A 14,209-nucleotide genomic window follows, 5' to 3' on the forward strand; every position below is an offset into this window, starting at 1 on the left:
CGCCGCGCGGTGCGATCCGGCCGGAGCGTGCCGGACAGTGGACGGACCGCCCCTTCGCTCCCGGGAGACGCCATGACGATCCGCTCCACGCGGCCCGGCCGTGACCACGGCACGGGCCCCACGCCGGCCGGACGCGCCGGCCCGGCGCCGATCTCCCGGCGCGCCACGGACACGCCGGGCACGACGGGCGTCCGGCGTGGGGGCGGTGCGTCCGGTGCGCTGCGGGCCCTCGGCCACCGGTGGCCCACCCTCCTGGCGGTCGCCGTGGTGGTGGCCACCTTCGGCGACGGTGTACCGCCCCGGGAAGTGCTGGCGGGCCTCCTCGCCGTCATGGTCCCGTGCTACCTGGTCTTCGGCGTGGTGCGTGGGGAGTTGCGCCGGCCGTCGGGCGTCCTGGCCCTCCAGCTCACCGGCCTGGCCGGCTTCACGGCCGTGAGCGCGGCCGCGCTCGCCGTCGACGGCACCCTCGGTCTGTACGTCGTCGCCGCCGGCTGGCTGGCCCACGGCGTCTGGGACTTCGCGCACCACCGGACCGGCCGGGTCGTCCCCCGCGCCTGGTCGGAATGGTGCTGTGTGGTCGACGTGCTGGGCGCGGTGGCGATCGTCCTGCTGGCCTAGGTCGTGTCCGGCCGATCATGCCGGGCTCACGACGCGTGCGCGGTGCTCGTCCTACCTCCGTGCCATGTCCTTCACGAACACGAGCGCGTCCGGGTCGGACACGTGTGCCGGGTCGAGGGGGGCGTAACCGAACCACGGTGACACGCGGGGCGCGGGAGGCGTGTCCCCGAGGGCGGTGGTTAGTTGTGCGGTGTCGACGACGCAACGGTCGCCCGGCAGCCCGTACAGCAGTCCCTCGACGGTGTCCGGCGGCGGAGCGTCCACACCCTGGTGCCGGATCGTGCCGAGGGCCGTTGCCACGAAGGCGTACTCCGCGCCGAGCCGCGCGCCGGCCAGGGCGCCGGCGCCCCACCACTCCAGGGGCGCGCCGCCCATCCGCATCGAGCTCTTCCGGCGCTGGAGGTGGGAGTTGTGGGCGTGCACCAGGGTGGGCCCGCGTTCCGCGAGGGCGAGGAGATTGTGGGCCATCATCCGGTCCCGCTGGGCGACCAGCCGGGTCGGACGGCTCGGCGAGGGGTCGGCCATCCAGTGGTGGTAGCCCAGCAGCCCGGTGGCGGTGCGACCGTGCAGACGTGCCCGGTCCCAGTCGTCCCGCGAGGTCGCCGCGATCAGGTGCGGCGTCTGCGCGTCGAGCAGCGCCACCAGGTCGTCGGCGAGGAGGCGCAGTTCCCCGGCCTCGGCCGACCGTCCCACCGACCGGGCCGGGTCCCTCATCGCGGCCGGCTCGGTCCACCGGTCGTCGGGGCCGAGCAGCCGGTCCAGCGTCGGCATGGTGCAGGGCAGCAGGTCCGGCTCCACCCATGCCGCCAGATAGTGGTGCAGCGCGGTGAGCGCGCGGCGGGGGCCGGCGGCGGCGGCGATCTCCAGGGGGCCGTCGAAGCCGGCGAAGCGGACCCGCTCGGACGGGGGCCGGCCCTCGTTGTGGGCCCGCAGGCGGCGTACCAGCTCGCGGTTGCCCGCGTAGGCGCCCCAGCCGTGGCTGAATCCGTGCTCCATGACGTCGTCGAGGGTGCCCGTGCCCCGGGTGAGGTGGTCGTCCACGACCAGCCCCCGCAGACAGTCGGTCTCGATCGCGACGGTCCGGTAGCCCTCCTCCTCGACCAGTTGCAGGAAGAGTTCGTTGCGCACCTCCAGCAGGGTCTCCTCTCCGTGGGTGGGTTCTCCCAAGGCCAGCAGCCGTGGCCGGGCGGGGAGCAGCTTCATGACGGACGCGGCGTCGACGGCATGGACGGCGTTCGTGAGGTCGGTAGCCATGCCTTCAACGGTATCGTTGAACCTTCGGTGGAAACTTTGGCCGTACGAGGGCGGAAAAGCGGGGCGGGCATGGGGGAAAAGTCTCAAACAGAGGGTCGGCTCAGGCCGGTAGACCTGGCACGTCGGCACGGTCTGTCCACCCAGGCGGTGCGCAACTACGAGGAGGCCGGCATCCTTCCGCCCGCCGACCGGACCCCGAACGGCTACCGCACCTACACCGCGCTGCACGCGCGGGCCCTGCGCGCGTTCCTCGCCCTGGTGCCCGGCCACGGCCACCGGACGGCGGCGGCCGTCATGCGGGCGGTCAACGAGGGCGCCGACGAGGAGGCGTTGCGCCTGATCGACGAGAGCCACGCGCTGCTGCTGGAGGACCGGCGCACCCTCCAGGCCGTGGAGCAGGCCCTCCGTGACCTGGCGTCCCCCGGGACGCCCGCGCGCCGCCCGGTGGCGCGGGTGCCGGGTGGCACCTTCATCGGCCCGCTGGCCGCCGAGCTCGGCATCCGCCCGGCGACGCTGCGGAAATGGGAGCGGGCGGGGCTGGTGCGCCCGCGCCGCGACCCCGTGACCGGCTACCGCGTCTACGACGAGGCCGACGTACGGGACGCCCGGCTGGCCCACCAGCTCCGGCGGGGCGGTCACCCGCTGGAGCGGATCGCCCCCTTGATCGCCCAGGTGCGGACGGCCGGCGGACTGGAGCCGCTGGAGGCCGCGCTGGGCGACTGGCGCGCCCGGCTGTCCGCCCGTGGGCGCGCCATGCTGGCGGGGGCCGCCGCACTGCACGCGTACCTCGGCGAACACGACATGGGGGAAAGGTGACGCGCGGGGCGTCAGTTGGCGGTGTTCAGATGCAGCCAGGCGCTGAGCGCCGCGTGCAGTTCCACCACGTCCTGGCGGGGAAGGCTCTCGCCGGCCCGGCCCACGTGCAGTCGGACGTGGTCGGCGGTGACGGTGTAGCCGACGGCCAGGCGGGGCGAGGAGCTGACGGCCGAGCCGCCGGCCAGGACGCGCCGCAGGGCCGCCACCCGCAGCGGCAGCCGCGCCGCGGGGCGGGCGATGGCCGGGCGGTCGGGGCGCCGGGGCAGGAACGGCGCGCCGATGGTGGTGTAGAAGTCGTCGATGGCCCGCTCCAGGCCGTCGCGCGACGCGGCGGGCGCGGCGCCGTCGAACGCCCGGAACAGCGCCGGCCAGGGAGGTTCCCGGTCGTGGCGCTTGCCGGGGGCGGGCTGCGACGCCGGTTCCTCCAGATCGAGCCGTACGCACGCGCCGGGGACCAGCTCGTGTACGTACCCCCTGGCCATGTAGCGGGTGCGCAGGCTCCGTAGCTGGCCCATCTGCCGGTGGACGGCGTTCTGGCCGACCGGCCGGTCCGGGCGGGAGGCCCGGCCGACGGCGCCGTACGGGCCGTGGGCCCGGTGCAGCCGCCCCGACTCCGTCACCACCACCGTCGCGTGCCGGGTGCCGTTCCCCAGCCGAAAACCCACCACCGTGAGCATCTCCGCCCCTTCCCGCGTCCGCACGCCACCGACGCTACCGGCAGCGCCCGCTCCGCGTGGCCCGATACGGGGGACCCCGCCCGCGCGGGACCAGAGGAACCGATTCACCACCGGCACCACCCCGCCCGGCGCCTCCCTCGCCAGAAACCCGTGCCCGGACCGGGGCCCGTGCCCGGACCGGGGCCCGTGCCCGGACCGGGGCCCGTGCCCGGACCGGGACCCGTGCCCGGACCGGGGCCCGTGCCCGGACCGGGACCCGCGCCCCGGACCCACGCCCGGGACCCGCGCCCCGGACCGTCGCCCGGGGCCCGCTGCCAGAGCCCCGCGGTGGGAGGGCTAGGCGGGGCGGCTAGGCGGGGCGGCCGGGTCCGGCGGTGGGGCGGCGGGTGACCGCGGTGCGGCCCACCGCGGCGGCCAGCTTGCGCAGCCTGCGCCAGTCGAGCGGGGGCGGGGCCTGCGGCACACCGGGCCGCACCCGCGGTACCCGGACCCGCAGTGCCCTGGGCGCGACGCGGCAGTGGACCGGGGCGGGCAGGACGAAGGCCTCCCCGTCGATGCCCGCGTCGACGGCCGGGTGGTCGGCGTCGACGACCACCTCACGGGCTGTCAGCACCGTCAGCCCGCTCGCCTCCGGGTCGAGCAGCAGACCGGCGGCCTCCGCCGCGCTGTCCACCCGGAGGCCCAGGACGCCGAGGACACCGGAGTCCAGCCGCTCACGGCGGCCCAGCCCGGTCGCATCGCCCCGCCGGTAGGGGTTGTTGCTCACCAGCACCGCCTGCGGGTCGGTGAGCGTGGTGTCCCCGGCGCGGGCGGTGAGCCTCGGACCGCTCTGCCGGGTCAGCAGATCGGGCAGCAGCTCCAGCGCCGTGCCGACCTTGTCGTCCCGGTAGGCGGGGCTCTGCACGACCGTCCCGTAGACACCGAAGGACACGTTGTTCACGAAGGGGTGGCCGCCGGCGAAGCCCAGGTCCACACGCACCTCGACGCCGTCGGTGAGCGCGTCCAGACAGGCGGCCGGGTCGTCCCGGTCGAGCCCCAGGTCCATCGCGAAGTGGTTGCGGGTGCCGGCGGACACGACCAGGAACGGCAGGCCGTGCTCGGCGGCGACCGCGGCCACCAGTGCCTGCGTGCCGTCGCCGCCGGCCACACCCAGCAGGTCGGCACCGTCGGCGACCGCCCGCCGGGCCAGCTCCGAGACGTCCTGGGGCCGCTCCGGGTCGAGCAGCACCACCCGCGCCCCCAGCCGTTCGGCCTTCTCCACCAGGCCGAACCGTGCCACCTTGGCACCGCCGGAGCGCGGGTTCATCACGAGGAACGGCCGCCGCGGCGGCGGGGTGCGGTACTCCTTGATCCGTACCGGCCGCAGCCCCGTGCTGCGCAGCGCGTACCGTCCGGTCCAGACGGCCAGCCCCCACAGCAGCAGGGAGAGGCCGACCACCCACAGCAGATTGGCCGCCGCGAACATCGCCACGACCGCGACCGGCGCGGCGGCCGTCAGCACGGTGGCCGCCACGCGGGCGGGACCGCGCCGCGTCAGCGTCCACCACAGGCCGGACACCGTCACGGCCGCGCCCGCCGCCCCCACCAGGAGCAGCAGGACGCCGCCGATGCCCCCGTACAGCAGCGGCAGCAGCGCGGCCAGCGTCACCGACGTCAGCGACGCCCTGGCCGACCACCGCTGCTTCCGATGGGCCCGCTCGCTCGCGTGCCACCCGACCGCCATGGGTCCTCCCCTCGTCCGCGGACATCGTAGGAGGCCGGGGCCGCCGGGCGGCGGCGCGGTGCGGCCGGGTCACTCGCCCGGCGACGACCACCCGGGGGGCTGGGCCGGGTCGAGCGTGCGCCACTGGGCCAGGACGGCGGGGTCCTGGGCGTCGAGCCAGTCCGTGAGCTCGCGGAAGGAGACGCAGCGGACCTCCTTGCGCGGGCAGACGCTCCGCATGACGTCCTCCACCGCGTCCATGTAGATGCCGCCGTTCCACTCCTCGAAGTGGTTGCCCACGAACATGGGCGCGCGGCTGCCGTGGAAGACGCGCTCGAAGCCGGCGAGGTAGGAGTCACGCGTCTGGGCCCGCCAGGTGGCGTGCATCGCCGGGTCCCCGTCCGTACGTCCCCGGGACTGGTTGTAGAGGTAGTTGAAGTCCATGGACAGGACTTGGAAGTCCTTGCCGGGGAACGGCAGCATCTGGAGCGGCAGGTCCCACACGCCGTTCTTCTTCGACGGCCAGATCTGGAAGTCGCCGGACGAACTGGCGTCGTACCGCCATCCGAAGGGCTTGGACGCCGGTATGAGGGTCTTCTGCCCCTCCAGGCAGGGCGCGCGTCCGCCGACGACCTCGCGGGTGGGGTCGAACGGCAGCGGGTCGAGGTCGTCGAAGCCCGTGTTGGTCTTCCAGTTCTGCACGAAGGAGTAGAACTGGTCGATCTCGCTGGTCCACTCCTTCGCGCTCCAGTCGGCGCCGCCCTTGGCCCCGCAGAAGTGGCCGTTGAAGTGCGAGCCGATCTCGTGGCCCTCCTTCCACGCCTTGCCGAGCTGGTCGAGGGTGGTGCGGATGTGTTCGCGGGTGGGGTACGAGATGGCCGCGGCTCCCGGGCCGTGCTGGGGCGGCCGGTAGAGCCCCTTCTTCTCCTCCGGCAGCAGGTATATGCCGGTGAGGAAGAACGTCATGTGGGCGCCGCTGTCCTTCGCCACACGGCGGAAGCGGGAGAAGAGCCGGTCGTCGCCCTCCAGGGCGCCGTCCCAGGAGAAGACCACGAACTGGGGCGGCCGCTGCCCCGGTTTGAGCCGTTGCGGCTTCAACTGACCGGGCTGCGGGCCGGTGTAGGAGGTCGAGCCGTCGCCCAGGACGCGCACCCGGCCGTCCCACGTCTCGTCGGTGCCCTTGCCGCCGGTGGCCCGCTGCCCGGCCGGGGGGCGGGGCGCCGGTGCGGAGGTGCGGTCGGCGGCCGTCGTGGGGTCGCCGTCCGGTCCGCCGTCCGTCAGCAGGGGGAGCAGGCTCGCGCCGGTGGCGAGGAGGACGGCGGCGCCGCCGAGGGCGACACCGCGCCTGGTGGTGCGCTCCCGCAGGCGCCGTAGGGCCGGGTTGTTCCGGATCATCGTGTCTTTTCCCGATCGTTCGCGGCGCGGCCGGCTGCGTCCCGCACCGCGTCCGTGTACTGGTTCCAGATCCCGGCCGGGCGGTCGGACCAGGCCGCGGAGTCGCCGCCGAGACCCTTGAGGGGCAGCGGGGCCAGGCTCTTGGTGAGGTCCATGCGGTAGACCACGACGGCCGTGGCCTCCGTGGCCGTGTACCCGGCGTACCAGCGTGCCGTGTCGTCCCGGGTGGCCCCGGCCTTGCCCGCGTGTCCGTCCGGGGCCGTGCCGGTCGTGCCGGCCGCGCCGTCGGCGGCGCGGGTGAGGGCGTCGGTGACCTGTCCGGCCACGGTGGGGCTCACAGCGCGCTTCTTGCGCGGTGCGGTGAGCGGGACGGGCTCTCCCTTGTGGGTGAGGCGGAGCACCGAGTACGGCTCGGTGTGCGTGCCGCGGCCCGGGAACATGCTGTAGGCGCTCGCCATGCGGATGGCGCTCGGCGTGGAGTTGCCGAGGGAGAACTCGGGCACCGGGGGGCCGAGGCTGGAGGCGAGCAGCCCGGCGGACTGCGCGGTACGGCGCACGTACTCCAGGCCGACGTCCATGCCGAGCTGGAGGAAGGGCGCGTCGGCCGACTCCGTCATGGCCTGCCCCAGGCCGATGCGGCCGTGGGAGCGGCCGTCGAGGTTGGTGGCCCTGGCCATCTTGCCGGCGCGGTCCCAGTACGGGCCTTCGGGCGTCCTCAGGGGGACGCCGTCGTTCGCGTCGTACACGGTCGACGGCGTGACCGGGGTGCGGGGACCGCCGCGCTCGCGCTGCACTCCGTGCTCCAGCGCGGCGGCGTAGACGAAGGGCGTGAAGACGGTGCCGGCCGGGACGGTGGCGGCGTTGGACTCGTTGAAGGCCTGCTTCTGGTAGTCGGGTCCGCCGTGGACGGCGAGTATCCGCCCGTCGGGGGCGACCGAGGCGGCTCCGAACCGGGCGTACCGGTCCGCCGGGCGCCCCTCGGGGTCCAGGCCGGCGCGGGCGTCGTCGACGGCCTTGGTGAGCGCGGTCGTGCGGGGTTTCTCGAAGGTCGTGTACACCTGGTAGCCGCCCAGGTCGAACTTCGCGTCGGTGATGCGTCCCGCCCGCTTGGCGTACGTCTCCGCCAGTTCCACCAGGTAGCCGTTCTGGCCGCCGACGGTGCTGGGCGTGGTCGGTGCCTTGGGCTCGGGGAACGTGGTGTAGCGGGCACGTTCGGCGGCGGAGAGCCTGCCGATCTCGACCATGCGGTCCAGCGTCCACGACCACCGCTCCACGGCGCGGTCGTGGTTGGCGCGGGACAGGGCGGGGTCGTACAGCGAGGCGCCCTTGAGCAGGGCCGCGAGGAACGCCCCCTCGCTGGCGTTGAGCTGGGTGACGTCCTTGCCGTAGTACGCCTGGGCGGCGCGCTGGAGACCGTACGTGCCGCGCCCGAACCAACTGGTGTTGAGGTAGTCCTCGAGTATCTGGTCCTTGGTGTGCGAACGGTCCAGTTTGACGGCGAGGAGCACCTCGGTGAACTTGCGCGAGAACGACTGGTCCTGGCTGAGGTAGACGTTCTTGACGTACTGCTGCGTGATGGTCGACCCGCCCTGGGTGTCGCCGTCGCCGACCGTCCGCCACAGCGCGCGGGTCACGCCGCTGGGGGAGACGCCGGGGTCGGTGTAGAAGCCGGCGTTCTCGGCGGCGAGTACGGCCCACCGGACGTGCTCCGGGATCTTCTCCAGGGGCATCTCCTGGCGTCTGACCCAGCCCGTGCGGGCCATCGGCGAACCGTCGGCCCAGTAGTAGACGTTGTCCTGCTGGGTGGCGAAGCCGTTCAGGTCGTCCGGTATCTCGGTGCGGGCGTAGGCGATGGCCACGACTCCCACGAGGGTCCCCACCGCCAGCAGTATCGAGGACAGCGTCTGCCGCCAGGACGGCACCCAGCGGCGCCAGCCGCTCCTGCCGGACCGCGGGTAGTCGGGCCGCCGGAATCCGCGCCGCGTACGGGACTTCGCCTTCCTCCGCCTGCCCCGGGCCCTGGTCAGGGACCTCGCCGCGGTACGCAGGGCGTCCGCCACTCGTGTGTCGTCGGTGTGCTCGGTCATCCCCGTCCAGCCGTGATTCGTGGCCCGGCCCCCACGGCGAGCCGTGGGGGCCGGGCCGGCATCCGATTACCGGCGCGATGAAGCAGTGCGCGAGTGCACGCCAGAACCTGACGGAGCGTGACTCCCGCGATGTCACGTAAAGATAACAGGCCGGTAGGACAGCGCCACGGAGCCCGGTGCCTCACCTCCCGGCGGTACGGGCGGGCCCCTCGGCGCCCGGGGGAGGGCCGCGGACCGGGCGTCAGGCGCCGCGACGGGCCGGGCGGTGGGGCGGGCGTCAGGCGCCGGGACGGGGGCCGGTGCCGGTCGCGGGACCGGCCGCGCGCGGGACGGCGGAGGTGGGCCGGAGGACGGGGAACGCCGACGCCTTCCCGGCCCCGCCCAGGGCGATGCCGGTCCCCGTCAGGCCGATCCGGATGCCCGACCCGTCCACGGCGACACGACGGAGCCGTACGTCCCCGGCCGCGTCGGGCAGGGCGAAGGAGAGGGAGAAGCGGTCGGTGAGCTGAGGGGGTCGCAGCGCCAGCAGGGCGCCGATCAGACCGGGATCGATGCCCGCCTTCTCCAGCAACCAGGGGTTCTCGGCCACCAGATCGACCAGATTGACGCGGGTCAGCCGCTGGAGGAACAGGGGTGAACCGGTCAGCCGGCGAAGTTCCCGCTCACCGCGCAGGGCGTCGTCGATCCGCGACCGGGGCAGCCCCAGCCGCTGGACGACGGCCGGCACGGCGAGCAGTGCCTTGAGGTCGGCCGCCTCACGGCCGAGCCGCCGGGCCGCCTCGGGGTGCAGCCGCAGGCCGGAGACGCCCGGCTCGTCCCCCGGCCGGTAGGTGAACAGGCCGGGCACGTCCAGACGCATGTCCTCGACGGTCGTCGACACCGCCCGGTCACCGTTCTGCCGGACGTGCGCCTCGGCCCGCAGGGTCACCTCACGGCCGGCGACCGGGAGCGCGCCCACGACGTGGATGCCGTCACGCCCGGCACTGCTGAACCGGACGTGCGAGGCGCCGAGTTCGCGGTTCAGGTCGTCGAAGGTGAGCAGGACGTCCCCGTCCATCCGGCCGACGACCGCGCCCTCCACCGACGAGGGCAGGTCGCCGACGATACGGATGTCGCCGGCCGTCGCGTGCACCTCGGCCAGCGACACCTTGTCGGCGGCGACGTCCGGCACGGTGACGTCCACCGAGCCGATCCGCTTGTCCACGACCTGGGTGAGGAAGGGGAAGCCGCCGATCTCGACCTGTGGCCGGGTGGCGAGCCCCAGGGACCGCTGGATCCTGTCCTCCGCCTTCTCCTCCGCGTACGCCACCGCCACCCGGTCACCGGTGGCGAACAGCAGGGCGCCGACGACGGCGGTCACCGTCAGCTTCACCACGACGGGGACGGCCGCGAAACGGCTTTTGCCCCGGTGGTCGGGCGGCGACCAGTCCTCCTCGTCGTCGTCCGAGGGGATGCCGAGACCACGCGGTCCGGTCGTCGCGCGTACCGCCGCCGGCGCCTGCCCGGGGGCCGGTTCCGGGTCGGCGAGCAGGGCCAACTCCTCGTAGGGATTGTGGGGATGCGTCGCTATGCGTGTGGGGGGTCGCATCACCTCATCCCATCACGGCCCCCACCGGTGCACGCAAGCCGGACCGGCCCCGGCGGGACGAGACGTGCGCCACGCCCGGCGGCGCCCCGGCGGCCGGAACGGGCGCACCGGACGGGCCCGGCCCCTCAGCCGAGCGCGTCCAGCAACGCCCGCTCGCGCGCCGCGCTGAGGCCGGCGCGGCGGGGGCGGTCCAGCCCCTGCTCCCGTTCCCAGCGCAGTGTGTCGGCCAGCAGTCCGGCCCGCGGCCGGTGGCCGAGCCCCGCGCGGCGCGCCGCCGCCCCGCTCCGGGCCGACCAGCCTTCCCAGCCCGGCACGGGCACCCACAACGGCAGCGACTCGTCCCCCATGTACGGGGCCACGCCCTTCGCCGTCAGCCACGCCGAGCCGGCCGCGACCACTGGCCCGGTGTGCTCCCCGGCGGCGCGGGACAGGTCGATCCACTCCCGGAACGGAACGACCGGCCCCACCGCGTCGTACGTACCGACGCCCCCGGCCACGGCCGAGTCGAGCAACCAGGCGCTCAGGTCGCGGACGTCCACCACCTGCGTCGGCATGCCGGGCTCGTCGGGCACCAGCAGGGGCTCCCGCGGCGCACGCGCGGCCCGCGCGACCCAGTAGCCGGAACGGCCGCTGAGGTCGCCCGGACCGCCGATGAGTCCGGCGCGCGCGACCAGGAGGCGGTCGCCCACGGCGGCGGCCGAGGCCTGCTCGCACGCGACCTTCGCCTCCCCGTACACCGAGCGGTCCGCCTCGTCCTCCCCGATCGGCGCCAGGAGGCCCGCCGACTCGTCGGCGCCCGGCGTGGCGTGCGACGCGTAGACGCTGACCGACGAGACGTACGTCCAGTGCCGGGCCCGGTCCCCGAGGGCACGCAACGCGCCCCGGACGAAACCCGGCTGCCACGACACCTCGAACACCGCGTCCCAGGCGCGGTCCAGCAGCGGACCGTACGCCGCCGGGTCCTGCCGGTCGGCGGCCACCAGCCGTGCCCCGTCCGCCACCTGACCGCTCTCCCCGCGTGCCAGGCACGTCACCCGGTGGCCACGCGCGACCGCCTGCCGCGACAGCTCGCGGCCCAGCCACGCCGTACCGCCCAGAACCAGAATCTCCATCCGCCCACCCAACCACCGTGCTCCGGCGGAGCCCAGAGGGATCTGCCGACAGCAGACCCGGCGGGGGGAGGAACCACGGTGGCGGGTGCGGCCGCCGGCAGGGGGAGGACCCACGGTGGGGTGGCCGCCGAGCCTGGTGGTGCTGACACCAGGTGCGCCGCACTCTCCCGTACCGGCGTCCGGCCCCAGCAGGGTTGCCCGCATGAGCCGACGTACCGTACTGATCACCGGAGCGACCCAGGGCCTGGGCCGTGGCATCGCACTCGACCTCGCCGCGCGGGGGCACACCGTCCTGCTGCACGGCCGCGACCGCGGCCGGCTCGACGCGGTGGCCGCCGAGGTCACGCGCGCCGCCCCGGGCGCCGTGGCGCGCACCTACCTCGCCGATCTGGCCGATCTCGACCAGGTGAGGGCCCTGGCCGAGCACGTCCGGGCCGCCGAACCCCGGCTCGACGCCCTGGTGAACAACGCCGTCGCCGGCGGCGGCGCCGAGCCGCTGCGGCGGGAGTTCAGCGCCCAGGGGCACGAGCTGCGCTTCGCCGTGAACCACCTGGCCCCCTACGCCCTCGTCCGCGGCCTGCTGCCGCTGCTCACCGCCTCCGCGCCCGCCCGGGTGGTCAACGTCGCCTCGATCGGCCAGGAGACCATCGACTTCGACGACGTGATGCTGGAGCGCGACTACGAGGGCCTGCGTGCCTACTGCCGCAGCAAACTGGCGATGATCATGGCGACCTTCGAGCTGGCCGACGAGCTCCGGGACACCGGCGTCACGGTCAACACCCTGCACCCGGCCCATCTGATGGACACCAACGGGGTGCGGGAGTACGGCCTGACCCCGGCCGTCGGCATCGACGAGGGCGTGCGCCCCACCGTACGGCTGGTGCTCGACCCGGACCTGGCGTCCACCACGGGCCGCTACTTCGACCGGTTCACCGACACCCGGGCCCACGACCAGGCCTACGACCCCGACGCCCGCCGGCGCCTGATGGCACTGACCCACCGCCTGCTGGGCGAGGGGCCGTCCCGTCCCTGACACCACGCTCCACCGCCCCACGGCCGGCGGGGCCCGTCGTCAGCGGAACTCGTGGACCAGCTCGATCCGGCCGACGATATGGGCGTTGAACGCGTCGAGCTCCTCGGCCGGGACCCACAACTCCAGGATCGTCCTGCCACCGGCCTGCTGGACGGGGTAACGGCGGAGGAATACGGAGTCCACCTCGAAGCGCGTGACGAAGCCCGCGCCACTGTGCGGGACGTTCCAGTCGCGCGCGATACGCACCGCGTAGTCCTCGTTCAGGACCGGGTAGAAGATCGGCTGCTCGGGCAGCCGGGGCGGCCAGGCCCGCCACCCCGACGCGCGGACCAGATCGAGTTCCTCGGGGCCGGTCGGGCGCCACAGGGTCGTCGTCTCCGGTCGGCCGGTCATGGGAATCGCTCTCCGTACGTGGTGGGCCACCGGCGTGTCCGGCCGGGGGAGCAGACGGTACGGCACCGGCGACGCGGGGGCCACGGAATTGATCCCGGCCGCCGGGGGCTCAGCCGTACGCCCGATGGCAGAGGCTCACGATGGAGGGGTCCGCGACGCCGTGGGACGCCCGGCACAGGTCCCGCATCCCGACCGAACGGCGGGGGAGGGGCGCCTTGCGGGCGGGCTCGGGGCGGGTCTTCCGGGGCGCCTCGACGGGCCGTTCGGCGCGGGCGGCCGGGCGGTGCGCGCGGGGCGCGGGCCGCCGGTTCGTCGGGGGCGCGCCGCCCGGCCGGTGCTCCGCCCACCGCTGCGACGCCCGGCCCCGGGGCGCTGTCCCGTCCGGCGCCCCGGCTCCGGCTCCGGCTCCGGCCCCGGCCCTGGCGCTGTCCGCCGGCCCGCCCGGTGCCCGGTGCGCGGGCGGCCCGGACGCCGGCCCGACGACGGCCAGTTCCTCGCGGGCGGGCGCCGGGAGCGGCGGCGGTGCCTCCGGTACGGGGGCGGTGCGGCGCTCACCGGCGGGCGCGAGGCCCGGGCGCGCGGCCGACGGCGAGCTCGACACGGTCGTGCAGCCGGACAGGGGCAATGGCACGGACAGGAGCGCGGCGAGGGCGAGCGGGGTGATCCGGCGAAGACGCATCCCTCCACGGTGCCCGGGGCACGGGGTGGCGCACACGGGGCGCGCGAGGCAACCACCGTCACGGGTGACGGCGCGCGAGCCGCGCCCGGGGCACGTGCACGGCGTACCCGGCCCCCGCGCGGCCCTCCCGCCCCCTGGGACCCCCGCGTCCCCCGCACGTCGTGCCCACGGCCGCCGGACCGTCGCCGCGCTGGCCTATCCTGCTGGTCGGGGACGGTGTGGCACCAGCCGGCCCGAACGCCGTCCGCGGCGGCGGACGGACGCCGCCCGGGACGGACGGGGAGGGAGAGAAGGACGATGGACAGGTTCGGCGAGAGCCTCGACAGGGCGGTGGAGGCGGCGTTCACCCGTCCCGTCCCCCGGTCCGCCGGGGCGCAGGTGCGCTACCTCGTCCGGCAGCTCAAGGGCACCAGGGCCGTCGCCGACCTCCTGGGGGTCTCGCAGCGCACCGTCGAGCGGTACGTCAGGAACCAGATCAAACGCCCCCGCCAGGACCTCGCCGTACGCCTGGAACGCGAGGTGCGGCGGCGGTGGCAGCCGCAGGTCCGCGCCAGGGCGAAGAGGCGGGCCGCCACCACCGACGGCATCGTCATCGACACCCGCGCCCGCTTCGGCTACACCGCGGCGCCCGGCTCCACCGACGACGCCCGGCTGCGCCACCTCACCCAGCCCCTGCCCCCGCGGTACGCCGCCCGCCTCTTCGAGGCCACGGAGCGGGGCGCCTCCGAGCGGGAGCTCCGCGACATCGCGGCGGAGGGACTCCAGGAGGTCTACTTCACGGACCACGGGCGCCGCGCGCCCGGGCTGCTCGTGGAGTTCACCGACATCGACCACGTCGACTTCGAGCTGTAGGCC

Annotated in this window: 13 protein-coding genes; 4 read left to right on the plus strand and 9 right to left on the minus strand. The window is 75.0% G+C overall.

Annotated elements, in window-relative coordinates; translation table 11 throughout:
* Positions 1 to 72 precede the first annotated feature (72 nt).
* Entirely contained in the window at positions 73 to 618 is a 546-nt protein-coding gene (locus tag ACF068_RS10605) for a hypothetical protein (RefSeq protein ID WP_392273799.1), read from the plus strand.
* Between the two features lie 51 nt (positions 619 to 669).
* On the opposite strand, the gene ACF068_RS10610 is transcribed toward ACF068_RS10605, so the two are convergent.
* Positions 670 to 1,872, minus strand: coding sequence for an erythromycin esterase family protein (locus tag ACF068_RS10610; RefSeq protein WP_392273800.1), 1,203 nt, complete (start codon positions 1,870 to 1,872; stop codon positions 670 to 672).
* 69 nt (positions 1,873 to 1,941) lie between these two features.
* Here ACF068_RS10610 and ACF068_RS10615 point away from each other — a divergent pair, with 69 nt between their 5' ends.
* Complete coding sequence (locus ACF068_RS10615; protein WP_392273801.1) at positions 1,942 to 2,688, plus strand: TioE family transcriptional regulator; 747 nt, start codon at positions 1,942 to 1,944, stop codon at positions 2,686 to 2,688.
* Between the two features lie 11 nt (positions 2,689 to 2,699).
* Here the strand turns inward: ACF068_RS10615 and ACF068_RS10620 are convergent, their stop codons facing one another.
* The 6 genes from ACF068_RS10620 to ACF068_RS10645 all read right to left on the minus strand — a co-directional run bounded on the left by ACF068_RS10620 (position 2,700) and on the right by ACF068_RS10645 (position 11,249).
* Positions 2,700 to 3,389 (minus strand): hypothetical protein, encoded by a 690-nt coding sequence (locus tag ACF068_RS10620; protein WP_392273802.1) that lies wholly within the window; start codon positions 3,387 to 3,389, stop codon positions 2,700 to 2,702.
* A 325-nt stretch (positions 3,390 to 3,714) separates the two neighbouring features.
* On the minus strand, positions 3,715 to 5,088 hold the full coding sequence (locus ACF068_RS10625; protein ID WP_392273803.1) for a diacylglycerol/lipid kinase family protein: 1,374 nt from the start codon (positions 5,086 to 5,088) through the stop codon (positions 3,715 to 3,717).
* Positions 5,089 to 5,157: 69 nt separating this feature from the next.
* Positions 5,158 to 6,462 (minus strand): hypothetical protein, encoded by a 1,305-nt coding sequence (locus ACF068_RS10630; protein ID WP_392273804.1) that lies wholly within the window; start codon positions 6,460 to 6,462, stop codon positions 5,158 to 5,160.
* The gene (locus ACF068_RS10635; RefSeq protein WP_392273805.1) at positions 6,459 to 8,549 is read right to left on the minus strand and encodes a transglycosylase domain-containing protein; all 2,091 of its coding nucleotides are present in this window, start codon (positions 8,547 to 8,549) and stop codon (positions 6,459 to 6,461) included. Before ACF068_RS10635 ends, ACF068_RS10630 begins: the two co-directional genes overlap by 4 nt.
* 277 nt (positions 8,550 to 8,826) lie before the next feature.
* Positions 8,827 to 10,137, minus strand: a complete 1,311-nt coding sequence (locus tag ACF068_RS10640) for a DUF2993 domain-containing protein (RefSeq protein WP_392273806.1) — start codon at positions 10,135 to 10,137, stop codon at positions 8,827 to 8,829.
* A gap of 125 nt (positions 10,138 to 10,262) precedes the next feature.
* Positions 10,263 to 11,249: an oxidoreductase gene (locus ACF068_RS10645; RefSeq protein WP_392273807.1), complete on the minus strand. Its 987-nt coding sequence runs from the start codon at positions 11,247 to 11,249 to the stop codon at positions 10,263 to 10,265.
* 202 nt (positions 11,250 to 11,451) lie between these two features.
* Between ACF068_RS10645 and ACF068_RS10650 the strand changes: the two genes are divergently transcribed.
* A complete protein-coding gene (locus tag ACF068_RS10650; protein ID WP_392273808.1) occupies positions 11,452 to 12,282 on the plus strand; it encodes an SDR family NAD(P)-dependent oxidoreductase in 831 nt (276 codons plus the stop codon).
* Positions 12,283 to 12,321: 39 nt separating this feature from the next.
* Here the strand turns inward: ACF068_RS10650 and ACF068_RS10655 are convergent, their stop codons facing one another.
* Positions 12,322 to 12,675, minus strand: a complete 354-nt coding sequence (locus ACF068_RS10655; protein ID WP_392273809.1) for a hypothetical protein — start codon at positions 12,673 to 12,675, stop codon at positions 12,322 to 12,324.
* Positions 12,676 to 12,784: 109 nt separating this feature from the next.
* A complete protein-coding gene (locus tag ACF068_RS10660; protein WP_392273810.1) occupies positions 12,785 to 13,354 on the minus strand; it encodes a hypothetical protein in 570 nt (189 codons plus the stop codon).
* A 297-nt stretch (positions 13,355 to 13,651) separates the two neighbouring features.
* On the opposite strand from ACF068_RS10660, the gene tpg reads away from it, so the two are divergent.
* Entirely contained in the window at positions 13,652 to 14,206 is a 555-nt protein-coding gene (gene tpg, locus ACF068_RS10665; protein ID WP_392273811.1) for a telomere-protecting terminal protein Tpg, read from the plus strand.
* Positions 14,207 to 14,209: the final 3 nt, after the last annotated feature.

Origin of the sequence: Streptomyces sp. NPDC016309 (genome assembly GCF_043077235.1) — a bacterium.
GTDB lineage: Bacteria > Actinomycetota > Actinomycetes > Streptomycetales > Streptomycetaceae > Streptomyces.

Coding starts and splice junctions, on each gene's coding strand:
- ACF068_RS10605 (WP_392273799.1), top strand. CDS start 73: ATGACGATCCGCTCCACGCGGCCCGGCCGTGACCACGGCACGGGCCCC.
- ACF068_RS10610 (WP_392273800.1), bottom strand. CDS start 1,872: ATGGCTACCGACCTCACGAACGCCGTCCATGCCGTCGACGCCGCGTCC.
- ACF068_RS10615 (WP_392273801.1), top strand. CDS start 1,942: ATGGGGGAAAAGTCTCAAACAGAGGGTCGGCTCAGGCCGGTAGACCTG.
- ACF068_RS10625 (WP_392273803.1), bottom strand. CDS start 5,088: ATGGCGGTCGGGTGGCACGCGAGCGAGCGGGCCCATCGGAAGCAGCGG.
- ACF068_RS10630 (WP_392273804.1), bottom strand. CDS start 6,462: ATGATCCGGAACAACCCGGCCCTACGGCGCCTGCGGGAGCGCACCACC.
- ACF068_RS10635 (WP_392273805.1), bottom strand. CDS start 8,549: ATGACCGAGCACACCGACGACACACGAGTGGCGGACGCCCTGCGTACC.
- ACF068_RS10640 (WP_392273806.1), bottom strand. CDS start 10,137: ATGCGACCCCCCACACGCATAGCGACGCATCCCCACAATCCCTACGAG.
- ACF068_RS10645 (WP_392273807.1), bottom strand. CDS start 11,249: ATGGAGATTCTGGTTCTGGGCGGTACGGCGTGGCTGGGCCGCGAGCTG.
- ACF068_RS10650 (WP_392273808.1), top strand. CDS start 11,452: ATGAGCCGACGTACCGTACTGATCACCGGAGCGACCCAGGGCCTGGGC.
- ACF068_RS10655 (WP_392273809.1), bottom strand. CDS start 12,675: ATGACCGGCCGACCGGAGACGACGACCCTGTGGCGCCCGACCGGCCCC.
- ACF068_RS10660 (WP_392273810.1), bottom strand. CDS start 13,354: ATGCGTCTTCGCCGGATCACCCCGCTCGCCCTCGCCGCGCTCCTGTCC.
- tpg (WP_392273811.1), top strand. CDS start 13,652: ATGGACAGGTTCGGCGAGAGCCTCGACAGGGCGGTGGAGGCGGCGTTC.